Annotated in this window: 17 protein-coding genes; 7 read left to right on the forward strand and 10 right to left on the reverse strand. The window is 74.2% G+C overall.

What is annotated here, in order from left to right; all coding sequences use genetic code 11:
- Window positions 1-27 precede the first annotated feature (27 nt).
- Entirely contained in the window at window positions 28-1572 is a 1545-nt protein-coding gene (locus tag ACF1AL_RS28945) for a sodium:solute symporter family protein (protein ID WP_391828063.1), read from the forward strand.
- Window positions 1573-1582: 10 nt separating this feature from the next.
- Here the strand turns inward: ACF1AL_RS28945 and ACF1AL_RS28950 are convergent, their stop codons facing one another.
- The 4 genes from ACF1AL_RS28950 to ACF1AL_RS28965 form a co-directional block, all read right to left on the reverse strand.
- Window positions 1583-2698: an ADP-ribosylglycohydrolase family protein gene (locus tag ACF1AL_RS28950; protein WP_366835550.1), complete on the reverse strand. Its 1116-nt coding sequence runs from the start codon at window positions 2696-2698 to the stop codon at window positions 1583-1585.
- Window positions 2699-2810: 112 nt separating this feature from the next.
- A complete protein-coding gene (locus tag ACF1AL_RS28955) occupies window positions 2811-5039 on the reverse strand; it encodes a caspase family protein (protein WP_391828064.1) in 2229 nt (742 codons plus the stop codon).
- Window positions 5039-5203, reverse strand: coding sequence for a hypothetical protein (locus ACF1AL_RS28960; RefSeq protein ID WP_391828065.1), 165 nt, complete (start codon window positions 5201-5203; stop codon window positions 5039-5041). The genes ACF1AL_RS28955 and ACF1AL_RS28960 overlap by 1 nt, the downstream gene beginning before the upstream one ends.
- The gene (locus tag ACF1AL_RS28965) at window positions 5187-5561 is read right to left on the reverse strand and encodes a hypothetical protein (protein WP_391828066.1); all 375 of its coding nucleotides are present in this window, start codon (window positions 5559-5561) and stop codon (window positions 5187-5189) included. Before ACF1AL_RS28965 ends, ACF1AL_RS28960 begins: the two co-directional genes overlap by 17 nt.
- Window positions 5562-5693: 132 nt before the next feature.
- On the opposite strand from ACF1AL_RS28965, the gene ACF1AL_RS28970 reads away from it, so the two are divergent.
- Entirely contained in the window at window positions 5694-6224 is a 531-nt protein-coding gene (locus ACF1AL_RS28970) for a DUF2165 domain-containing protein (RefSeq protein ID WP_366835548.1), read from the forward strand.
- A gap of 19 nt (window positions 6225-6243) precedes the next feature.
- Here the strand turns inward: ACF1AL_RS28970 and ACF1AL_RS28975 are convergent, their stop codons facing one another.
- The 3 genes from ACF1AL_RS28975 to ACF1AL_RS28985 all read right to left on the reverse strand — a co-directional run bounded on the left by ACF1AL_RS28975 (window position 6244) and on the right by ACF1AL_RS28985 (window position 10999).
- Window positions 6244-6798, reverse strand: a complete 555-nt coding sequence (locus ACF1AL_RS28975; protein ID WP_366835547.1) for a L,D-transpeptidase — start codon at window positions 6796-6798, stop codon at window positions 6244-6246.
- A 222-nt stretch (window positions 6799-7020) separates the two neighbouring features.
- The gene (locus ACF1AL_RS28980; protein ID WP_391828067.1) at window positions 7021-9609 is read right to left on the reverse strand and encodes a bifunctional FO biosynthesis protein CofGH; all 2589 of its coding nucleotides are present in this window, start codon (window positions 9607-9609) and stop codon (window positions 7021-7023) included.
- Between the two features lie 538 nt (window positions 9610-10147).
- Window positions 10148-10999, reverse strand: coding sequence for an LLM class F420-dependent oxidoreductase (locus ACF1AL_RS28985; protein ID WP_386912703.1), 852 nt, complete (start codon window positions 10997-10999; stop codon window positions 10148-10150).
- A gap of 232 nt (window positions 11000-11231) precedes the next feature.
- Between ACF1AL_RS28985 and ACF1AL_RS28990 the strand changes: the two genes are divergently transcribed.
- From ACF1AL_RS28990 to ACF1AL_RS29005, 4 genes are all read left to right on the forward strand, one after another.
- Window positions 11232-12755 carry a CehA/McbA family metallohydrolase gene (locus ACF1AL_RS28990; RefSeq protein ID WP_391828069.1) on the forward strand — a complete coding sequence of 508 codons (1524 nt, stop codon included), beginning with the start codon at window positions 11232-11234 and terminating at the stop codon, window positions 12753-12755.
- Window positions 12756-12970: 215 nt separating this feature from the next.
- Window positions 12971-15925: a BTAD domain-containing putative transcriptional regulator gene (locus ACF1AL_RS28995; RefSeq protein ID WP_391828071.1), complete on the forward strand. Its 2955-nt coding sequence runs from the start codon at window positions 12971-12973 to the stop codon at window positions 15923-15925.
- Between the two features lie 209 nt (window positions 15926-16134).
- Entirely contained in the window at window positions 16135-16314 is a 180-nt protein-coding gene (locus tag ACF1AL_RS29000) for a hypothetical protein (protein ID WP_366835540.1), read from the forward strand.
- A 143-nt stretch (window positions 16315-16457) separates the two neighbouring features.
- A complete protein-coding gene (locus ACF1AL_RS29005; protein ID WP_391828073.1) occupies window positions 16458-17003 on the forward strand; it encodes a DinB family protein in 546 nt (181 codons plus the stop codon).
- 9 nt (window positions 17004-17012) lie between these two features.
- On the opposite strand, the gene ACF1AL_RS29010 is transcribed toward ACF1AL_RS29005, so the two are convergent.
- The 3 genes from ACF1AL_RS29010 to ACF1AL_RS29020 form a co-directional block, all read right to left on the reverse strand.
- Complete coding sequence (locus ACF1AL_RS29010) at window positions 17013-17609, reverse strand: hypothetical protein (RefSeq protein ID WP_391828075.1); 597 nt, start codon at window positions 17607-17609, stop codon at window positions 17013-17015.
- 239 nt (window positions 17610-17848) lie between these two features.
- Window positions 17849-20230: a PQQ-binding-like beta-propeller repeat protein gene (locus ACF1AL_RS29015; protein ID WP_391660191.1), complete on the reverse strand. Its 2382-nt coding sequence runs from the start codon at window positions 20228-20230 to the stop codon at window positions 17849-17851.
- Between the two features lie 190 nt (window positions 20231-20420).
- A complete protein-coding gene (locus tag ACF1AL_RS29020; protein WP_391821200.1) occupies window positions 20421-21146 on the reverse strand; it encodes a VOC family protein in 726 nt (241 codons plus the stop codon).
- 134 nt (window positions 21147-21280) lie between these two features.
- On the opposite strand from ACF1AL_RS29020, the gene ACF1AL_RS29025 reads away from it, so the two are divergent.
- Complete coding sequence (locus ACF1AL_RS29025) at window positions 21281-21916, forward strand: TetR family transcriptional regulator (protein ID WP_391702895.1); 636 nt, start codon at window positions 21281-21283, stop codon at window positions 21914-21916.
- The last annotated feature ends 36 nt before the right edge of the window (window positions 21917-21952 follow it).

Here is a 21952-nt window from a genome sequence, read left to right on the forward strand (position 1 = left end):
CATGTGACGGACCCCACGATCGGCCCCATGAACAGTCTCGACTGGGCCGTACTCATCGGCTACTTCGGTGTGATGGTCGCCATCGGCGTCTGGTCGCACAAGCGGGTGGACGACGTCAGCGACTTCTTCACCGCCGGCGGGAAGATGCCCTGGTGGCTGTCCGGCATCTCGCACCACATGTCGGGCTACAGCGCGGTGATGTTCACCGGGTACGCGGGCATCGCCTACACCTACGGCGTCACCTCCTTCGTGACCTGGTCCTTCCCCATCGCGCTGGGCATCGCCATCGGCTCGCGGCTGTTCGCGCCCCGCATCAACCGGCTGCGCTCCCGGCTCCATGTGGCCTCCCCGCTGGAGTACCTGAAGAACCGTTACAACCTCCCCACCCAGCAGGCGCTGGCCTGGTCCGGGATGCTGCTGAAGATCGTCGACGTGGGGGCCAAGTGGGCGGCCATCGCCACCCTGCTGTCGGTGTTCACCGGGATCTCGCTCCACCAGGGCATCCTCATCACCGGCGCCATCACCGCCGTGTACTGCACGATCGGCGGGCTGTGGGCGGACGCGCTGACGGAACTCGGGCAGTTCGTCATCCAGTTGCTGGCCGGCGTCGCCATGTTCGTCGCGGTGGTGCTGAAGCTGAACGACAAGGGCGTCGGCTTCCTCGGCGCCTGGGACGAACCCGCGCTGCACGGACACGGCAAGCCGCTCGTCGGCCCCTACGGCACGGTGTTCCTGCTCGCGTTCCTGTTCATCAAGCTCTTCGAGTACAACGGCGGCATGCTCAACCAGGCCCAGCGCTACATGGCCACCGGCAGCGCGCGCGAGGCCGAGCGCTCGGCGCGGCTGTCGGCCGTGCTGTGGCTGGTCTGGCCGCTGGTGCTGTTCTTCCCGATGTGGATGTCGCCGCTGCTGGTCCACGCGCAGAAGCCGGACGGCTCCGACGCCTACGCCCTGATGACCGAACAGCTCCTGCCGCACGGCGTGCTGGGGCTCGTCATCGTCGGCTTCTTCTCGCACACCATGGCCATGTGCTCCTCCGACGCCAACGCGATCGCCGCCGTGTTCACCCGGGACGTGGCCCCGGCGCTGTCCGCCCGGGCGCGGGCGTGGGGGCAGCGGTCCGGGCTGATCGCGGCGCGCGTGACGACCGTCGTCTTCCTCGGCCTGTCCATGGCGGTGGCGACCCAGGTCAACTCCCCCACGTTCAAGGACATCATCACCGTCGTCATCAAGTGGGTCGCCGGTCTCATGGGACCGATCGCCATCCCGATGATGCTGGGGCTGCTGCGGCCCTTCCGCCGCTCCGGCCCGACCGCGGCGCTCACCAGCTGGGGATTCGGCCTGCTGGCCTTCTGGCTGGTCAACTACCCGATCAGCTGGCGGATCGACGGCGGGGTGCCGCTGCAGTACCAGGTGTCGATCCCGCTCGCCGTCTCCCTCGTGCTGTACGTCGTCGTCGGCTGGATCAGGCCGGAGGACACCCCGGAGCGGCTCGCCGTCATCGAGCGTGTCAACTCGGACGACGACGCGGCGGTCGCGGCGCCGGTGCCGGGGGCCGTGGGAGCGCCGTAGGGACGCCGGATCAGGCCCTCGGGTACCGGGCCAGCCAGCCCGGGGACGCTCCCGCGGGGCTGTGCAGGGCCGGGCCCTGGGTCATCTCCATCGCGAAGTCGTCGGCCAGTTCCAGGATCGTGGGGCGGCCCTCCAGCTCGGCCAGCCAGGCCGGCGGGAGGGCCGTCTCGCCGTGCAGCGCGCCGAGCAGCCCGCCGGCCAGCGCGCCCACCGCACCCGAGGGTCCGTCGTGGTTCACGGCGAGCCGCAGCCCGTGCCGTACGTCCTCACCGACCAGCGCGCAGTAGACGGCGGCGCCGAGCGCCCCGGCGGCGGTGCCCTCCCCCAGCAGCTCCGTCACCCGCACCGGTGTGGGCAGGCCCTGCCGTACCGCGCCGAGGGCGTGCTGGAGGGCGTCCGACACCGGCGGGTGGCCGGGCCGGGCGGCGAGCAGGGCCAGCGCCTGCTGCACGGCCCCGTCCAGGCTCTGGCCGCGCGCCAGCCCGTGCACGATCACCGCGTACGCCCCCGCCGACAGCCCGGCCACCGGGTGCCCGTGGGTGTGCGCGGCGCACTCCACCGCCAGCTGTACGACCAGCTGCGGCTCCCAGCCGACCAGCAGCCCGAAGGGAGCCGAGCGGGCGGCGGCCTCCGGCCCGTCCTCGGTGGGGTTCTTCGGCGCCTCCACCGTGCCCATGGCCGCGTCGCCGAGCCCCAGCAGCAGCGCCCGCGCCGGGTCCCGCCGGGCGTACAGCCACTCCTCGCGGGCCAGCCAGCCGTCGTCCTCGCGCCGCTCGTCGGGCCCCCAGTCGCGCTGGGTAGCCAGCCAGCGCCGGTAGGCCCGGTGCAGGTCGGTCGGCGGGTGCCAGGCGCCGGTGTCGCGGCGGACCTGGGCGCGGATCAGGCCGTCCACGGTGAACAGGGTGAGCTGGGTGAGGTGGGTGACGGCGCCGCGCCGGCCGTGCGCGGGCAGCAGGTCGACGACGCCCTCCGGGCCGTGCGCCGCGCGGATCGCGGTCAGGTCCAGGCCGTCCACGGGGGAGCCCAGCGCGTCCCCGACGGCCGTCCCGAGGAGCGTGCCGCGCACCCGGCTGCGGAAGTCCTGCTGTTCGGCACGGCCCCAGACGGCACCGGACGTCGCGCCCACCTTGACCTCCCCGGCACCGTCCGGACGTACGACGCGAGCACTGTAATCGAACGGGGAGGACAGGTTCAGGGCGGAAACGGTCGGAAACTGTGCACGACCGCAGGCGGGCCGGTCAGCGGCCGGTGTGACGCCGCTCCCAGCGGCGGGCGAGCTCCCGGCCCGCCCGGTACCCGGCCGCCCCGCATCCCGCCATGACCGGCAGGAGCAGCAGCGACACGAGGATGTCGCCGCCGGACGGGCGGAAGGCGTTCTGGCCGGCGTAGTCCCAGAAGGGGCCCCAGCCGATGCCGCGCAGCAGGTCGGAGTCGGCCTTGATGTGGTCGGCCCGCGCGGAGCTGTTGCGCCCGAGCAGCCAGTACAGGACCAGCAGGGCGGAGGCGGTCAGTGCCGGCTTCACGGGCGGCACCCAGGAAGAGGGCGCCCCCAGCCGGGGGCGGTGGCCGGAACCGAGCCGTACCGCACACGGGAGCAGCGCGCCCAGTACGGCGGCGCCGGTGAGGCCGGCGGCCAGGGACAGCGTCTCGGCGGCGTCGACGTCGTAGCTGGTGAACCACCAGGTCACCCAGACGACGACGGCCGGGACGAGGGCCCAGCCGGTGCCGATCGCCAGCGCCGCCAGGACGGCCGTGGTCCGGTCGCGGGTGTACGACCGGGTGGGGGCGGCGGTGCGCGCGGCCGTGCCGGGCGCACGCAACCCGCGTGCGCCGGCCGCCGGGGCCTGGGCGGGCCCCGGCCCGGTGCCGGGCTGCTGCGGCGGCGCGGCGAGGGCGGCGGCCTCGCGCTCGCGCTGCTCTTCCTCCGCGCGGCGCCGCCGTTCGTCCGCCTCGGCCTGGCGGCGGGCGGCCTCGGCCGCGCGCCGCGCCTTCTCCTCGGCTCTCAGGCGCGCCTCGGTCCCGGCCCGCTCGGCGAACTCGGCCTCCACCAGCCCGCCCAGCAGGGACTGCCGCCCGCCGGCGGCCTTGAGCAGACGGTCGTACCACTGCGTGGTCCGCTCGGGGCGGTGCGGGGCCGCCGGGAGGGTGTCGCGGATGCGGTCGAGTTCCTTCGGCGGCAGCAGGGCGGCGAGCAGGGCCCCGGGGCCGGTGGCGGCGGCCCAGGCGCGGACGTCGTCGGGCAGCCCGGCCACGGCGGTGCCCACCCGCCAGGCCCGCAGCGCCTCCTCCCACGCCTCCTGCACACCGGCCAGGCGGCGCAGGGACCGGAAGCCGGCCAGGGTGGGCAGCAGCCGCTGCTCCTCCAGCTCCGCCGGCAGGCCCGCCTCGCCGTCCCCGCCGTACCGGGCCAGGCAGGCCCGCGTCAGCGTGCGGTAGGTGAGCGGGGTGCCGCGGAGGACGACCGGGCCGTCGGGGTCCAGCCAGCGCAGCAGGTGCAGCAGCTTGTGGTCCGGGGTGAGGCCGGGATCGGTCAGGTACCGGTCGACGAGCGCGATACGGCCCTCGACGTCGTCGGTCAGCGGGTCGGTGAACTCGCGCAGCCAGGCCCGCAGTTCGCGCCAGTTCTCGGACGGCTCCTCGCGGGTGCCCATGTCCTCGAAGAACCGCCGGGCGGCGTCGGCCCAGTGGGCGCGCACCGTCCGCGCGAGGTCCTTCTTGGTCGCGTGGAACTCGCCCGCGAACACCAGCGGCCGGGACACGTGGGTCGGCACGACGGCCGGCGGCGCGACGGCGGCCGATCCGGCGCGCCGGGCGGGGGCCGGTCCGGTGCACCGGGCGGGGGCCGATCCGGTGCGAGCGGCGGCGGCCGGTCCGGTGCGCCCGGCGGCGGGCCGCGCACGGTTGCGGACCAGCGCGATGTGCCGGGTACTGCCCTGGAAGACGTCCACCGGCTCCGGCAGTCCCCGCAGCCGGGTCGCGCGGGCGAGCCGCTCGGACAGCAGTTCCAGCGACAGCAGGCTCTCCGCGCCGGGAACCCCCTCGCCGAGCAGGCGCAGCAGCTCCCCCGTGAACGAGGTGTATGTCGCCCCGTGCGGCGCCAGCGACTCCCGGGTGGCGGCGCTGGAGGTGAGCACGCAGGCGCCCTCGATCTCCAGCTGCGCCTTCAGCGCGGCGGCCCGCCGGCCCCCGCTCATCGCGGGCACCGCCCGGCCGCTGTAGCAGCAGTCGAGGATCACGATCCGGTGGGCGGCCGGCGTGCGCTCCCGCAGCAGGGCGTGCATCTTGTCGTATTCCAGGCAGCTGACGTCGACGTCGTCGGGCGTGGTGTCCTTCAGGACCAGCCCGAGGCCGCCGCCCCGCAGCCGTTCGCCGTGGCCGGCGAAGTAGACGAGCAGGGTGTCCTCGGCCTGCGCCGCCTCGTGCCGCAGGGCGTTGTAGACGGCCTGCGGGGTGGCGGGATCGGCCATCACCAGTGCTCGGGCGCGAAGGCGCCGTCCGGGGAGGTGAGGAGGCGGCGCAGGTCCCTGAGGTTGTTGCCGACGGCCGGCAGGTCGGGTGTCTCGGGGTGGGTGTAGGAGGCGACGCCGAACAGGAACGCTCGGGAGCGTGCGCGGTCAGGCAGCCGGGTCATCGTCCCGGTCGTGGAGGCGGGTGAGCGCCTCGGTCAGACGGCGCAGCTCGTCGGCGTCCGGGTGGCTGATCTCGTAGCGCGTGCCGTCGGGGGCGGTGACGACGACCGTGCCGCCGGACCTGCGGGTGCGGCCGCGGTGGGTGAGCCAGGTGCCGATCACCGAGGTGAGGGTGGCGACGAAGGACATGCCCAGGTTGGACAGGTCCACCGCGATCTCGAGGCCGGAGCCCATGGTGCCGGGCGCCGGGGGCGCGGACTGCAGCCGCATCCGGCCGCGCAGCGCGCGCTCGTCGCTCAGCCAGTCCCAGAGTTCCTCGAGCGCGTCGTCGTCGCCGACGACGTCGATCCGGACGGACATGCTTCCCCCGCGGTGTCCTGACGGTGTGTCGGTCCATTCCAGGGCAGGTGGCGCGCGGCCGTCAAGGCCGAAAGGAGAGGCGGAAGTTGAGCGGTGCACGGACGGGGGGCGCGGTTGGGCAGAATGATCGGCATGACCACCCCCACTTCACGCGTGCTTCCGCTCGCCGCCGGTGTGCTCACCGGTGTGCTCGCGCTCTACATCGCCCTCGTCGCCTTCGGCAACATTACTGATTTCGGGACGAACCAGGCGTTCGTCCAGCATGTGCTGGCGATGGACACCACGTTCAAGGACGACGACCTGATGTGGCGCGCGATCACCGGCAAGGGCCTGCAGAACGCCGCCTACGTCGCCATCATCGTCTGGGAGACGCTCGCCGCGCTGGTGCTGATAGCCGGCACCGTCTGCTGGGCCCGCCGCGACCACGCCCTGGCCCGGCGGCTGTCCACGTACGGCCTGCTGATGCTGATGCTGCTGTTCGGCGCCGGCTTCATCGCGATCGGCGGCGAGTGGTTCGCCATGTGGCAGTCGAAGAACTGGAACGGCCTCGACGCGGCCACCCGGATCTTCCTGATCAGCGGTGTGGTGCTGATCGTCAACCATCTCGCGGCCGGCGAGCCCGCGCCCGCCGAGGTGCCCGCCACGGAGAAGACCGCCGGCTGACCACCGCGGAAGAAGACCGCTAGCCGACCACCGCGACCGTCGTCCCCGGCGTCGCGAACGTCCACAGCGCCGCCCCGTCGGCCGCCCGCATCCGGATGCCGCCCGTACGGCTTCCCGCGGCGGCCGGCGGCGGCGAGGAGCCGTCGACCGCGTTGGAGAACGCGATCGAGACGCCGGACTTGGCCGCGAAGTACACGATGTGCTCGATGGGCACGCCGTCGGAGCCCGTCGTGGTCTCCCGCCGGGTCGACACCTTGTACGTCCCCGGGTCCGGGCTGACGGTGCCCGCCCACACCGGGAACGTACGGCGCGGGGAGTCGCTCGCGTCCACCAGCCACAGGCGGTGCTGCGCGAGCGAGTAGACGACACGGCGTCCGGTGCCCGAGCCGCCCGGCACGGCGGGCGGGGCCGCCGGCGCCGGGTGCGGACGCGCCGACGCCGACGCGCTCGGCCGGGCCGCCGCCGTGGGCTTGGCCCCCTGGTCGGCCTGCACCGCCAGCACCGAGACCGCGGCGACCGCGCCCACGGTCAGCGTGGTGACCCAGACCCACGAGGGCAGCCGTCGGGCAGGCACCGCTACGCATCTCCTCAGTCTCCGGCCCCCACGATCCCGGAGGCCGGATCATCGTACTGCGCCCCCCGGACCACCCGTCCCGCCGCCCGCGGGGGCCTCCGGCGCCGGCGGGGGCCCCGGGGCGGGCGCCCGGCCGGGCTCCGACGGGAGTCCCGGGGCGGGAGCCCGGCCCGCCCCGGACGCACCGCCGGCGGCCGGGACGGCCGGCTCCGTCCGGCGTGGTCAGTCCAGTACCGGGAGCAGCGCCGGGAGGTGGCCGTCGGAGGTTTCGGCCGCTCGCTGCCGTTCCTCGGGGACCTCGCCGTAGAGGGTGGTGCGGGGTTTGGCCGGGCGGCCCGCGGCCCGGGCCACCGCGGTGAGGTCCTTGACCGACTTGTAGGAGCCGTAGGAGGAGCCCGCCATGCGGGAGATGGTCTCCTCCATCAGGGTGCCGCCCAGGTCGTTCGCGCCGGAGCGGAGCATCTCCGCGGCGCCCTCCGTGCCGAGCTTGACCCAGCTGGTCTGGATGTTCGGGATGTACGGGTGGAGGAGGAGGCGGGCCATCGCCGTGACCGCGCGGTTGTCGCGCATCGTCGGGCCGGGGCGGGCGATGCCGGCCAGGTAGACGGGGGCGTTGGTGTGCACGAAGGGCAGCGTGACGAACTCGGTGAAGCCGCCCGTGCGCTGCTGGATGCCGGCCAGCGTGCGCAGGTGGCCGAGCCAGTGGCGGGGCTGGTCGACGTGGCCGTACATCATCGTCGAGGAGGAGCGGATGCCCAGCTCGTGGGCCGTCTCGATCACCTCGATCCAGGTGGCCGTGGGCAGCTTGCCCTTGGTGAGGATCCAGCGGACCTCGTCGTCCAGGATCTCCGCCGCGGTGCCGGGGATCGTGTCCAGGCCGGCCTCCTTGGCCGCCGTCAGCCACTCGCGGATCGACAGGCCGGTGCGGGTCGCGCCGTTGACGACCTCCATCGGGGAGAAGGCGTGCACATGCATGCCGGGAACGCGGGCCTTCACCGCCTTCGCGATGTCGAAGTACGCCGAGCCGGGCAGGTCCGGGTGGATGCCGCCCTGCATGCACACCTCCACCGCGCCCACGTCCCACGCCTGCTGGGCGCGGTCGGCGACCTGCTCCAGGGAGAGCGTGTAGGCGTCGGCGTCGGTGCGGCGCTGGGCGAAGGCGCAGAAACGGCAGCCGGTGTAGCAGACGTTGGTGAAGTTGATGTTCCGGGTGACGATGTACGTCACGTCGTCGCCGACGGCCGACTTGCGGACGTCGTCCGCGACCCGGCACAGCGCGTCCAGCGCGGGACCGTCCGCGTGCAGCAGGGCCAGCGCCTCGGCGTCGGTGAGCGCGGTGGGGTCGTCGGCCGCCGTGCGCAGCGCCTGGCGGACGTCGGTGTCGATGCGCTCGGGCGCCATGCCGGGGGCGGCGGCCTCGCGCAGGGCGTCCCAGTCGCCGTAGACCTCGTCGAAGTCGTCGCGGCGGTCGGAGGTGCGGCCCTCGGTGTCGATGGACGCGTGGAGGTCGGTGCGGCCGGTGGGGGTGAAGACCTCCTCCGGCTCCTGCCACGGGCGGCCCTGGACGACGGCGTCCTCCCGGGCCAGGCCGGTCTCCGGGTCGGCCAGCGCGCGCACGTGCGGCAGCAGGCGCGGGTCCAGCCAGGGCTCGCCGCGCCGCACGAACTCCGGGTAGACGCAGAGCCGTTCGCGCAGCTCGAAGCCGGCCGCGCGGGAGCGTGCGGCGAGTTCCTCGATCTGCGGCCAGGGGCGTTCGGGGTTGACGTGGTCGATGGTCAGCGGGGACACCCCGCCCCAGTCGTCGATGCCGGCGCCGATGAGGCGCTCGTACTCGCCCTCGACCAGGTTGGGCGGGGCCTGCAGGCAGGCGCTCGGGCCCAGCAGAAGGCGGGCGACGGCCACGGTGGCGACCAGTTCGTCCAGTTCGGCGTCGGGCATGCCGCGCATCGCGGTGTCCGGCTTGGCGCGGAAGTTCTGGATGATCAGTTCCTGGATGCCGTGGTAGGCGCGGGCGACCTTCCGCAGCGCGAACAGGGACTCCGCGCGCTCCTCGTACGTCTCGCCGATGCCGATCAGCAGGCCGGAGGTGAACGGGACCGAGGAGCGGCCCGCGTCCTCCAGCACCCGCAGCCGCACGGCCGGTTCCTTGTCCGGGGAGCCGTAGTGCGGACCGCCGGGCTCGGACCACAGGCGGGTCGCGGTGGTCTCCAGCATCATGCCCATCGAGGGGGCGACCGGCTTCAGGCGCTGGAAATCCGTCCACGACATCACGCCCGGGTTGAGGTGGGGCAGCAGGCCCGTCTCCTCCAGGATGCGGATCGAGACGGCGCGGACGTAGGCGAGGGTGTCGTCGTAGCCGTGCGCGTCGAGCCACTCGCGTGCCTCGGGCCAGCGGTCCTCCGGCTTGTCGCCGAGGGTGATGAGGGCTTCCTTGCAGCCGAGGGCGGCGCCCTTGCGGGCGATGTCCAGCACCTCGTCCGGGGACAGGAACATCCCGTGCCCGGCGCGGCGCAGCTTGCCGGGCACGGTGACGAAGGTGCAGTAGTGGCACTTGTCCCGGCACAGGCGGGTCAGCGGGATGAAGACGCTCTTGGAGTACGTGATGACGCCGGGCCGCCCCGCCTGCTCCAGGCCCGCGTCGCGCACCCGGGCGGCTGAGGCGGCGAGATCGGTCAGGGCCTCACCGCGCGCCTGGAGCAGCACCGCCGCCTCGCTGACGTCGAGGGCGACACCGTCCCGGGCGCGTTTGAGAGCGCGACGCATGGAGTTCTCGGTGGGATGTCCGGTTCCTGAGGTCGCGGAGGTCGTCATCCTCCGAGCATAGGCTCCACCGGTTCACCCTGGTCGCGGGCCTTGCAACGGGGGTTGTCGCGGCGCGGGGGGGGCCATTGGCCCGCGGAAGCCGCGCGGGGCGGCGGAGCCTGCGTGCGGCGACCCGAGGCGACTCCTGGGCGCGTGGCCACAGAGCCAGGTGGCCGGGCCCGGGTCGCAGAGTCGCGTGTCGCGGCGGGCCGCAGCGCCGGTGGCCGCACCCGGTTGCGATGCCGCGTGTCTTTCCCGGCCACAGAGCCTGGAAGCCGTACCGGCCGCGGAGCAGCGTGCCGCGGCGTGCCCCGGAAACGGGCCGCTCCGCTCGGCGGCGGAGCCGGCATGCCGCACGGGCGGCGGAGCAGCATGCCGCGCTCGGCCGCAAAGCCGCATTGGCGTTGCCCGGCCGCGAAACCCCGGCGCCGCGCCGGTGGCAGGCCCCAACTGTCGCCCCCGGTCGCAAGCCCCGGGTGTCGTCCCCGGTCGCAGGGCCCGGGTGCCGTCCAGGGGTGCGCCGTCGCGGCGGATGCGGTCCGCTCTCCTACGTCTGGAGGTACGCCGCGTAGGCGTCCAGGGTGCGCAGTACCTCGTTCTCGCCTGCCGGTGGCAGTTGGACGACCACCTCTTCGATGCCCAGGTCCGCGTAGTGCGCCAGCTTGCCCGGGTTCGGGTGGACGGCGTACGGGACCACCTGAAGCGTGTGCGGGTCGCGGCCCGCGTCCGCCCATGCCGAGCGCAGCCGGGGCACCGACTCCGACAGCCCCCGTCCGCCGATCGGCATCCAGCCGTCGGCGTACGCGCAGATGTCCGCGAAGAGTCTCGGGCCCGCCGCCCCGCCGACGAGCGTGCGCGGGCCGAGCACGGGGCCGCGCGGCTTCCGCACCGGCTTCGGGTGGGCGAGGCTGGGCCGTACGCCGCCGAACTCGCCGTCGTATCCCGTTGGTTCCGGCGCCCACAGGGCCCGCATCAGGGCCATCCGGTCGCGCACGAGCGCGCGCCGGGTGCGCCACTCCACCCCGTGGTCGGCGGCCTCCTCGACGTTCCAGCCGAAGCCGACGCCGAGGGTGAGGCGGCCCGCGGAGAGGTGGTCGAGCGTCGCGATCTGCTTGGCCAGATCGATCGGGTCGTGCTGGGCGACCAGGGTGATGCCGGTCCCCAGACCCAGCCGCTCGGTGACCGCCGCGGCCTGGGCCAGCGCCACGAAGGGGTCGAGGGTACGGCCGTACTCGCGCGGCAGGTCGCCACCGGCCGGATAGGGCGTGGTGCGCTCGACGGGGATGTGGGTGTGTTCGGGCAGGTAGAGCCCGGCATAGCCGCGCTGCTCCAGCTCGCGGGCGAGGCGGGTGGGGGTGATGGTCTCGTCGGTGAGGAACACCGTGACGGAGATGCGCATGGGGCATCTGTACCGCGCGGGACGACGACCGTCCATACCGGCTGGTCGGTCCAGGCCGGCCACAGCACGCCACAGCACGCCACGCCAACGCCTCCGGCACGCACGACAGGCCACGGCACCCCACCACAGAACACGCCCCGACCCGCCGCCCCGCCGCCCGCCAGGGCCTCCGCCGTCCCCCGATTCCCTTGCCGTCTACCGGAGTTCACGCCCGACCGGCACAGTGGCCGGCATGTGTGACGACAGAGCAGACGGAAACGCCCTCGGCAGACGCGCCCTGTTCGTGACGGGAGCCGCCGCCGCGCTTACGTTGGGAAGCGTGAGCTTCGCTTCAGCGGCCGACGCGGGCGCGGGTGGCCAGGAGACGCGGACCGTGCGCGGCACGCTGCCTCCCGGTGCCCCCGACTTCGTGTACGTCCCGGTCGAAGTGCCCGCCGGGGTCCGCGAGATCAGGGTCTCCTACACCTACGACCGGCCCGCCACCCCGGCGGGCACCCCGGGCAACGCCCTCGACATCGGCCTCTTCGACGAGCGCGGCACCGACCTCGGCGGCCGGGGCTTTCGCGGCTGGTCGGGCGGCGCCCGCACGGAGTTCTTCGTGCGGGCCGACGACGCCACCCCCGGATACGTCCCCGGCCCGGTCCGCGAGGGCACCTGGCACATCGCGCTCGGCCCGTACACGGTCGCCCCGCAGGGCCTGGCGTACGAGCTGACCGTCACGCTCACCTACGGGGACAGCGGTGAGACACCGCGGCCGGTGTATCCGCCGGAGCGGGCCAAGGGGCGCGGGCGGGCCTGGTACCGCGGCGACTGCCACCTGCACTCCTGGCACTCCGACGGCCGCCGCACCCCCGCCGAGATCGGCGCCCTCGCCCGCGCGGCCGGCCTGGACTTCATCAACACCTCCGACCACAACACCCACACCTCCCACCCGCACTGGGCGGACGTGGCCGGCGACGACCTGCTGGTGATGCTGGGCGAGGAGATCACCACCCGCAACGGCCATGTGCTGGCCCTCGGCACCGACCCCGGCACCTTCGTCGACTGGCGCTACCGGGCCCGCGACAACCGGTTCGGGAGGTTCGCCCGCCGCGTCCGCCAGGCCGGCGGTCTCGTCGTCCCGGCGCACCCGCACGCCACCTGCGTCGGCTGCAACTGGAAGTTCGGCTTCAGCGAGGCCGACGCGATCGAGGTGTGGAACGGGCCGTACACCCCCGACGACGAGGTCGCGCTCGCCGACTGGGACTCCATGCTGGTCGCCTCCGTGCGCGAGGGACGGGACTGGATCCCGGCGATGGGCAACAGCGACGCCCACCGTGACCCGGACCCGGTGGGCATGCCGCAGACCGTCGTCCTCGCCGACGACCTGACCCGCGACGCCATCCAGGAGGGCATCCGCGCCGGCCGCTCCTATGCCGCCGAGTCCGCGAGGGTCGCCCTGTCGTTCGGGGCGAGCGGCGGACGCGGACGGCACGCGGGCATCGGCGAGCGGCTGGAGGTGGACCGGGACACGCCGGTGACCGTGCGCCTGGAAGTCACGGGCGCGCCGCGCTGCACCGTCCGGTTCGTCACCGACCAGGGGGTGCTGTTCACCAGCGCGCCGCTGCCGGTGACCGGGTCGGGCGTGGTGGAGTGGCGGACGACCCCCTCCTACGCCGCGTACGTCCGCGCCGAACTGCGCCACGAGGCGGCGGCCGGCCCCCTGCCGGGCGCGCTCGCGGCGTTCACCAACCCGATCCTCCTCGGGCGCCGCTGAGCGGGGACGGCACCCGCGGCACGCCATGTCCCCCACGGGCAGGGCCACTTGACGGCACGACGGCAGGAACGCGCCGCATTCTTCGTGCGGAGCTGTTGTGTGGGTCCTGTGACCGCCCGCCCCGCGCCTTGTGATCGGCGTCTCCCACGGCTGACGCATCCGCCATGAACAAGGCAAACTGACGGGGTTGCTCGGGATCTCCAGGGGGGACGGCGATGGACGGTGTTCCGCGGGTGCCGGAGCCAAGGCGCCCTGACTCCGCGGCGGAGTCGGCGGGCTTGCGCTTCGGCGTGCTCGGCCCGGTGCGGGCCTGGCGCGGCGACGACCCGCTGCCCACCGGCTCCCCCCAGCAGCGCGCCCTGCTCGCCGCGCTGCTGCTGCGCGAGGGCCGTACCGCCACCGCCGCGGAGCTGATCGACGCCCTGTGGGGCGAGGAACCCCCGTCCCAGGCCCTCGCGGCGGTGCGCACCTACGCCTCCCGGCTGCGCAAGGTGCTCGACGCGGGCGTCCTGGTCAGCGAGTCCGGCGGCTACGCGGTGCGCGGGCTGGCCGAGGGAGCGCTGGACCTGGCGGTCGCGCAGGACCTGGCCGCCGAGGCCGACAAGGCGCGGGCCGCCGGGGACCTGTGCCACGCCCGCGAGGTGCTGCGCCGGGCGCTCGCCCTGTGGGACGGGGAGGCGCTGGCGGGCGTACCCGGCCCGTACGCGGAGGCGCAGCGGGTCCGCCTGGAGGAGTGGCGGCTGCAACTGCTGGAATCGCGCCTGGACATGGACCTGGAGCAGGGCTGCCACGCGGAGGCGGTCTCCGAGCTGACCGCCCTCACCGCCGCCCACCCGCTGCGCGAACGCCTGCGCGAACTGCTGATGCTGGCCCTCTACCGCAGCGGCCGCCAGGCCGAGGCCCTCGCCGTGTACGCCGACACCCGCCGCCTGCTCGCCGAGGAACTCGGCGTCGACCCGCGCCCCGACCTGCGCGCCCTGCAGGAGCGGATCCTGCGGGCCGACCCGGGTCTCGCGCAGCCCTCCGCCCCGCAGCCGCAGCCGGTGGTGCACCACCCGCGCCCCGCCCAGCTGCCCGCGACCGTGCCCGACTTCACCGGCCGGGCGTCCTTCGTGCGCGAGCTGGGCGAGATCCTGGCCTCCGCCGAGGCCCGTGTGATGGCCGTGTCCGCGCTGGCCGGCATCGGCGGCGTCGGCAAGACCACGCTGGCCGTGCACGTCGCCCACCAGGCGCGGGCGGCCTTCCCCGACGGCCAGCTCTACGTCGACCTCCAGGGCGCCGGCCCGCGCCCCGCCGAACCCGAGACCGTCCTCGGCTCCTTCCTGCGCGCTCTCGGCACGGCCGAGGGCGCGATCCCGGACTCCCTGGAGGAGCGCGCGGCCCTCTACCGGACGGTGCTCGACGGCCGCCGGGTGCTGGTCCTGCTGGACAACGCCCGCGACGCCGCCCAGGTCCGGCCGCTGCTGCCCGGCACGGAGGGGTGCGCGGCGCTGGTGACCTCCCGGGTGCGGATGCTGGACCTGGCCGGGGCGCACCTGGTCGACCTGGACGTGATGGCGCCGGACGAGGCGCTGGCCCTGTTCACGAAGATCGTGGGCGAGGAGCGGGTGGCCGCGGAGCGCGAGGCGGCGCTGGACGTGGTCGCCGCGTGCGGCTTCCTGCCGCTCGCGATCCGTATCGCCGCCTCCCGGCTCGCGGCCCGCCGCACCTGGACGGTGTCCGTGCTCGCGGCGAAGCTCGCCGACGAGCGCCGCCGCCTCGACGAGCTCCAGGCCGGCGACCTCGCCGTCAAGGCGACCTTCGAGCTGGGCTACGGCCAGCTGGAGCCGGCCCAGGCGCGCGCCTTCCGGCTGCTGGGCCTGGCGGACGGCCCGGACTTCTCCCTCGCCGCGGCGGCCGCGATGCTGGACCTCGCGGTCGAGGACACCGAGGACCTGCTGGAGTCCCTGGTCGACACGTCGCTGCTGGAATCGGCGGCGCCGGGCCGCTACCGCTTCCACGACCTGGTCCGCCTCTACGCCCGCGCCTGCGCGGAGCGCGACGAGTGGCCGCCGACGGAGCGCGAGGCGGCCCTGTCCCGGCTGCTGGACTTCTACCTGGCCACCGCGGCGGGCGTCTACGCCACGGAACGCCCCGGCGACCGGCTGGTGGACCACCTGGAGCAAACGCAGTACCCGGGCCTGACGTTCGCGGACCCCACCGCCGCGCGCGACTGGCTCTACGCCGAGGCGAACTGCCTGCTGGCCACCGCCCGCCTGTCCGCCGCCCGGCCCGGCACGCTCGGCCGGGCGATCGACCTGCTGTGGGCCGCGCTCGACCTGTCCGAGTCGGGGGCCAACTCGCGGGAGTACGAGGCCACGGCGCAGGCGCTGCTGGAGGCGGCCCGCAAGGTCGGCGTGGAGCGGGTCGAGGCCCGGGCGCTGATGACGCTGGCCCACGCGCACGTCGACGGCGGCCGTTTCGACGAGGCCGACCAGGAGGCGGCGCAGGTGATCCGCCTGGCCCAGGCGGCCGACGATCTGCTGCCGGTGTGCTGGGCGCGCAACGCCCGCGGCATCATCGCGCTCTACCAGGGCCGCAACACGGACGGCGAGGAGCATCTCTCCCGGGCCATCCAGCACTTCCGCACCCTGGGCGACCGTCCCGGCGAGGCGAGCGCGCTGTGCAACCTGTCCCGCATCCACCTGGCCACCGGGCGGACGCAGAGCGCGGTGGCGCTGGCACAGCAGGGCATGGAGATCTACGACGCCATGGGCAACTCGATGCGCGGCGCGAACGGCCGCTACGCGCTCGGCCTGGCGCTCACCAGCACCGGACAGCTCGACGAGGCCACGGCACGGCTGACGGAGGCGCTGGACGTCTTCCGCGAGAGCCGTCAACGCCTGTGGGAGGGCATGACGTTGTTCCGTATGGCGGAGGTCGACCTGGCCGCCGGCCGCTCGGCCCAGGCCGCCACCAACGCCGAGCTGGCGCTGACCGTGCTGCGCGGCATTGGCGGCGAGTGGCGCCGCGGCGGCGTGCTCACGGTCCTGGGTCACGCGCTCACCGGCATCGGCCAGACGGGGCGGGCGCAGGCGTGCTGGCGCGAGTCCCTGCGGATCTACGAGGAGCTCGGTTCGCCCGAGGCCGGTGCGGTGCGCGCTCTGCTGAGCACCCCGCAGGCGGCCTGAACGGCCGGACGTTCATCGTTCGTTTATCCCGCTCCGCCATTCTCGAAGCAGTCGATCCGTCGCGTCGGGGGGCAGACGGGTCGCAGCGAAGGCCCTCGCACGCACGCACTAGTGTGAGCGGCCCGACAGACCCGTCCGGCCACCCTCGGGGGAGTGACCGGACGGGTCGTGCCGACCCAACGACGAGCACACCGAGTGGAGCCAGCACCATGAGCGACGAGCCGGTCATCAAGCCGCAGGACATGCACGCCACCGGCACGACGGACACCGAGGCCGCGGCCACGGCGACCGACGGCGAGGTGACCACGCAGGACATGCACGCCACGAGCGAGCCCCTGACCACGATGGACATGCACGCCACGTCGGAGCCCTTCAAGCCGGCGAAGTAAGCCTTCACGCCCCGGGGGGGGCCGGCCGCGGCGGCGCGGAGGGGGAGCCGTCGCGGCCGGAGTCGTTTCCGGCAGCGGTGGACGGCGGCCGTGGGGCGAAAGGGAGTTACGGGGAGCGGGGGGCGGCCGTCATCATGGGGCGCATGAGGATTCCCGATCGCCGGATCGAGTTGTTCACCGGGGCAGGCAGCGAGCAGCGGTTCGCCGGGCCCGCCACGGGGGACGAGCGCGCGATGCTGGTGGCCGTGCTGGACGCCCAGCGCGCCACCCTGGAGCTGAAGTGCGCCGGGCTGGAGGCGGAGTTGGCCGAGCGGTCCGTGGCGCCCTCCTCGCTGTCCCTGCTCGGCCTGGTCCGGCATCTCGCCGACGTCGAGCGCCGCTGGTTCCGTGCCGTGCTCGCCGGCCAGGACGTCGAACTGCGTTTTTCCACCCCGGACCGGCCCGAGGGCGACTTCGACGGCGCCACGCCCGGCACCCTGGCTCAGTCGTGGGCCGCGTGGCGCGAAGAGGTCGCGTTCGCGCGGGAGTTCACCGCGAAGGCGCCGCACCTGGACGTCGAGGGGCACGACGGCTGGCGGGGCACGGTCTCCCTGCGCTGGGTGCTGATCCACATGGTCGAGGAGTACGCCCGCCACAACGGCCACGCCGACCTCCTGCGCGAACGCATCGACGGCGCGGTGGGGGTCTGAACCGCCGGGTCAGGGCGTCGCGGACGGGGTGGGGGTCACCACGTCCGCCAGGGCGTCGGGGTCGCAGCGGCGGACCTTGCCCGCGTCGCCGGCGCCGACGTACTCCTTCGCGGTCACCGTCCGGTTCGCGGGCACGTCCAGCTGGTCGAGCTGCACGTGGAGCAGGCGGCCCTTGGCGTCGAGGAAGCGGATCCTGAACGAGAAGGTGCCGTCCTGGTCGTTGGGGTTGTGCACCTGGACCGTGGCGTACGGCTGCTTCTTCGTCGCGCAGCTCACCAGGGTGACGATCCCGTCCCTCGGCGGCATGGTGGTCGCGTCGTCACCGGCGGGGGTGTCGTCGCCCGAGGTGTCGTCGTACGCGGTGTCGTCATCGTCGTCGTAGTCGTCGTGGTCCTGGCTGGAGCTGCTGCACCCGCCGCCGCCCGAGCCGTGACGGGACCCGCTGCCGCTGCGGCTCTTGCCCGACCCGCTCTTGCTCACCTTGCCGCTGCCGCCACTGCTGCTGCCCGAGCTGCCGCGGTGGCCTCCGTCGGAGAACCCGGTGAGCGCCAGGACCACCAGGCCGCAGACCGCCGTGAGCTTGATGCCTCGTCCCCAATGCTGCATGGCCGACACCCTAGGGCCGGCTGGTCACGGACATGTCACCGCGTGGCGACCGTCGCGTCCCCGGCGTAGCGTCTGCGGTGAGAGCGGCCGACGGCCGCTCCCCGATGCGGCGGCCGCCGTCCGGCACCCCTTCCGTGCGCCCGCACGACGGCCGTCCCCGGGCCGCGCGCCCTCGCCGGGGACGCGCACCTCACCGGACGCGCGCCCTCGCCGGACGCGCGCTCACGCCGGACGCGCGCTCACGCCGTGCGCGCCGTGCCCGTCCCCTTCTCCGCGTCCAGGGCGTACACGCAGCGGTCCTTGCTGCACGCGTACACCACGCCGTCGCGCACCAGCGGCGAGCCGGTGATCTCGCCGCCCGTGGCGAGCTTCCAGCGCAGCCGGCCGTCGTCGGCCTTCAGCGTGTAGAGCAGGTGGTCGGTGGAGCCGAAGTGGATGCGGCCCTCGGCCACCGCGGGCGCGCCCACGATGTCCCCGCCCGCCTGGAAGCGCCACTTGGGCGTGCCGGTCACCGCGTCGAGGGTGTACAGGCCCTTGCCGCTGCCGACGTGGACGTGCCCGGCGACCACCAGGACCGGTTCGACGGAGGCGCGGGACTCGGTGGCGATGCGCCAGCGGTCGCGGCCGTCGGTGGCGTCGAGGGCGTACACCGTGCCGAGGTAGTCGGCCAGGTACACGCCGCCGCCGGTCACCGCGGGGCCCGGGACGAAGGCGGGCGGGGAGAGGAAGACCGCCGGTGCCTCGAAGTGCCAGCGCACCATGCCGCTCGCCACGTCGAAGGCGAGCACGCGGGTGCCGGCGCTGACGTAGACATAGCCGTCGGGGGCCTGGGTGAGGCGCAGCGGGACGCCGCCGCAGGAGGCCGCGTCGCCGATGGGGTACGACCAGCGCTCGTCGCCGGTGCGGGCGTCCAGGGCGCGCAGCCGGGCGTCCTGCCAGACGTAGACGGTGCCCTCGTGCAGGGCGGGCCCGGCCTCCGGGGACTCGAAGTCGGTCTGGGCGCCGGTGATCTCCCACAGCTTCTGCCCGCTGGAGGCCTCCCAGGCCTGGACGCCGCCGCCCCGGGTGCCGGTGACGACGGTGCCGCGCTCGGCCTTGAGGGAGTACACCCAGGCGTCCGTCTGCAGCCGCCACAGGTCGGTGCCGGTGCGGGCGTCCAGGGCGAACAGGGTGGGGCCGTCGGAGGCGTGGACGCGGCCGTCGGCCACCGCCATCGACCAGGCGACGTCCCGGGTCTTGAAGCGGCGCCGGCCGGTGGCCACGTCCAGGGCGTGCACCTCGAAGGAGGTGACGTACACCAGGTCGCCGTCGACGGCCGGGGTCCCCCAGACGTCGTTCGACATGCGGAAACGCCACGGCCGCCAGCCGGTCTGCGGCTGCTCGGGGGCCACCGGCTGCGGATGGGGTACGGCCGGGTCGGCGCCGCCGAGGCCCGGGCGGGGCCGGGACCAGGAGGCGGCGAGCGCGGCCTCGGGCGCCGGCGCCTTGAGCGCGGCGGCGCGCAGGTCGGCCACGCGCGGGCCGGGCCCGATGGGCACGGGGGCGCCGGCGAGGCGGACCGGGCCGGTGTCGGGCGCGCCCACGGGGGCGGTGGCCGGCGGGGCCGGGACGGCGGGAGCGTGCGGGGGCGGCGGGGGCAGGGCGGGGCCGGCGCCCTGGCCGCCCGCGCCCGATCCGCCGCGGCCGCCGCTGCGCGGGCCGGTCGTGGCCGGCTGGGCGGCGGGACGGCCGCCGCGGCGGGTCTCGATCAGGGCGACCGCCTTCTCGGGCAGCCACGCCGAGGCCGTACCGCTGTCGTCGGAGCCGGAGCCGAACAGGTGCGGGGCGAGCTGGGCCTGCAGATCGGCCGGGGTGGGCCGGGCGGAGGCCTCCATCTGCATACAGGACTCGATCAGCGGGCGCAGCTCGTCGGGCAGGCCCTCCAGGTCGGGGCCCTCGCGCAGCAGCATGAAGACGGTCTCGACCGGGTTGGCGCCGTGGAAGGGCGGGTGGCCGGTGGCGGCGAAGACGAGGGTGGAGCCGAGGGAGAAGACGTCGCTGGCGCCGGTGACGCTGCGGGAGTCCTTGGCCTGCTCGGGCGACATGTAGGCGGGGGTGCCGACGGCGACGTTGGTCATCGTCAAACGTGTGTTCGACACGCCGGAGGCGATGCCGAAGTCGATCACCCGCGGGCCGTCCTCCACGACGAGCACATTGGACGGCTTCAGGTCACGGTGGACCAGCCCGGCCCCGTGGATGGACTGCAGCGCCTCGGCCACACCGGCCGCCAGCCAGCGCACGGCCTGGGCCGGCAGCGGCCCGCACTCGTTCACTATCTCCTCGAGGGAGGGCGCGGGCACGTACGCGGTGGCCAGCCAGGGCACCGCGGCGCGCGGGTCGGCGTCGACCACGGCCGCCGTGTAGAAGCCGGAGACCGCCCGGGCGGCCTCCACCTCCCGCGTGAAGCGGACCCGGAACAGCTGGTCCTCGGCCAGCTCGGTGCGCACCGTCTTGATCGCCACGCGCCGGCCGGACGCCGAGCGCGCCAGATAGACCAGCCCCATGCCGCCGGCACCCAGCCGTCCCAGCACCTCGAACGGCCCGATCCGCCGAGGATCGTGCTGCGTCAGCTGATCCACCACTTGCCTGCCACCTCCCCGTTCGAGCCGCGCGCCACCTGCTTGTGTCCGCGGCCGAAGTGCAGCGTCTCACCACCGCACCGCCATGGCGGCACGCACCCCGATTCTTCCTGGCGCGGGCACTGGTTGCGAACCCGGTGACAGGAAGGGTGTTGCGCATCATTTCAGGACACAAGCCGCAGTCCGGACGACGTCACGCCCTCTCCAGCAGTGCGAACGACGCCCCCTGGTCGTCGGTGACGACCGCCACCGTGCCGTAGGAAGTGGTGAACGGCTCCGCCTGCACCCGCCCGCCGAGCCGCTGCACCCGGCCGAGGGCCTGCGCGCAGTCCGCGACCCGGAAGTGCACGAGGAAGTGCGGCGGCATCTCGGCGGGGAAGACGTCGGAGACCGGGGCGCGGCCGAAGTCGGGCTCGGCGTCCGCGCCGAACAGGGCGTCGTGGAAGAGGTCGCCGTAGAAGGTGTTCGCGGCGGCGGTGTCCCGGGTGTACAGCTCCACCCAGGCGAAGGAGCCCTCCTCGTGGCGGCGGCCGAAGCCGGGATGACCCTCCGGCTGCCACAGGCCGAAGACGGCGCCCTCACGGTCGGTGGCCAGCACGGCGACGCCGAGGCCACCCACCCTCGTCGGGGCGGTGACCACCTGTCCGCCCGCCGCCTGCACCCGGCGGGCCAGCGCCTCGGCGTCCGGGGTGGCGAAGTGCACGGTCCACACCGTGGGCAGCCGCCCGTCGGCCTTGCGGGCGAGCGCGGCGACGGGTTCCCCATCCAGGTGCGCCCACACCGAGTCGCCGTACGCCGGCTCGAAGGACCACCCGAAGAGCTCACCGTAGAACCGCTTGCCCGCCTCCACGTCCGGCAGCTGGGCGTCCACCCAGCACGGGACGCCCTCTGCGTACGCGGATGCCCTGTTTTCGGCCATGCCGCCAAAGTAACGGGACCTCACGCACCCCGCAGACCAGGCACACCAGCCTCCGCACCCCCGTGCACCCCATTTGCAGTCGGCCGAATCGCGCTCCCACACCCCCTCGGTAAGCTGACGGCATGACAGGACAAGTGCGTACCGTCGACGGCCGCGTGGCCGGCCGACGTGGGCAGGCGACCCGGCAGAAGCTGCTCGACTGCCTCAGCGAGATGCTCAGCTCGTCCCCCTACCGGGATGTCAAGGTCATCGACGTCGCCCGGAAGGCGGGCACCTCGCCCGCGACGTTCTACCAGTACTTCCCGGACGTCGAAGGCGCGGTCCTGGAGCTCGCCGAGCACATGGCCACCGAGGGCGCGGCCGTGACCGAGCTGGTGCAGGGCCGGTCGTGGGCCGGCAAGGCGGGCTGGCAGACCGCGCAGGAACTCGTCGACGGCTTCCTGGAGTTCTGGCGGAAGAACGACGCGATCCTGCGGGTGATCGATCTCGGCGCCGCCGAGGGAGACAAGCGGTTCAACAAGATCCGCACGAAGATCCTCAACACGGTCAACGGCTCCCTCGCCGAGGCGATCTCCGAGCTGCAGGCCAAGGGCCGGATCGACAAGGACGTGAACCCGGCGGCGATCGCCGGCGCGCTCGTCGCGATGCTCGCGGCGGTCGCCTCCCACCAGAAGGCCTTCACCTCCTCGGGGGTGAAGCAGGCCGAACTGAAGCCGACCCTGGCGCTGTTGGTGCATCTGGGCGTCACCGGCAAGAAGCCGTCGAAGTAGGCGCCGGCCGTCTCATCCGGGTTCCAAGTCCTGTCT

Source organism: Streptomyces sp. NPDC014801 (assembly GCF_043082085.1).
In the GTDB taxonomy this organism is placed as follows: domain Bacteria; phylum Actinomycetota; class Actinomycetes; order Streptomycetales; family Streptomycetaceae; genus Streptomyces.

Bases quoted from the DNA above. Each gene is read 5' to 3' on its own strand.
- ACF1AL_RS28945 (WP_391828063.1), top strand. From the start codon at position 28: ATGAACAGTCTCGACTGGGCCGTACTCATCGGCTACTTCGGTGTGATG.
- ACF1AL_RS28955 (WP_391828064.1), bottom strand. From the start codon at position 5,039: ATGGCCGATCCCGCCACCCCGCAGGCCGTCTACAACGCCCTGCGGCAC.
- ACF1AL_RS28960 (WP_391828065.1), bottom strand. From the start codon at position 5,203: ATGACCCGGCTGCCTGACCGCGCACGCTCCCGAGCGTTCCTGTTCGGC.
- ACF1AL_RS28965 (WP_391828066.1), bottom strand. From the start codon at position 5,561: ATGTCCGTCCGGATCGACGTCGTCGGCGACGACGACGCGCTCGAGGAA.
- ACF1AL_RS28970 (WP_366835548.1), top strand. From the start codon at position 5,694: ATGACCACCCCCACTTCACGCGTGCTTCCGCTCGCCGCCGGTGTGCTC.
- ACF1AL_RS28980 (WP_391828067.1), bottom strand. From the start codon at position 9,609: ATGACGACCTCCGCGACCTCAGGAACCGGACATCCCACCGAGAACTCC.
- ACF1AL_RS28985 (WP_386912703.1), bottom strand. From the start codon at position 10,999: ATGCGCATCTCCGTCACGGTGTTCCTCACCGACGAGACCATCACCCCC.
- ACF1AL_RS28990 (WP_391828069.1), top strand. From the start codon at position 11,232: ATGTGTGACGACAGAGCAGACGGAAACGCCCTCGGCAGACGCGCCCTG.
- ACF1AL_RS28995 (WP_391828071.1), top strand. From the start codon at position 12,971: ATGGACGGTGTTCCGCGGGTGCCGGAGCCAAGGCGCCCTGACTCCGCG.
- ACF1AL_RS29000 (WP_366835540.1), top strand. From the start codon at position 16,135: ATGAGCGACGAGCCGGTCATCAAGCCGCAGGACATGCACGCCACCGGC.
- ACF1AL_RS29005 (WP_391828073.1), top strand. From the start codon at position 16,458: ATGAGGATTCCCGATCGCCGGATCGAGTTGTTCACCGGGGCAGGCAGC.
- ACF1AL_RS29010 (WP_391828075.1), bottom strand. From the start codon at position 17,609: ATGCAGCATTGGGGACGAGGCATCAAGCTCACGGCGGTCTGCGGCCTG.
- ACF1AL_RS29020 (WP_391821200.1), bottom strand. From the start codon at position 21,146: ATGGCCGAAAACAGGGCATCCGCGTACGCAGAGGGCGTCCCGTGCTGG.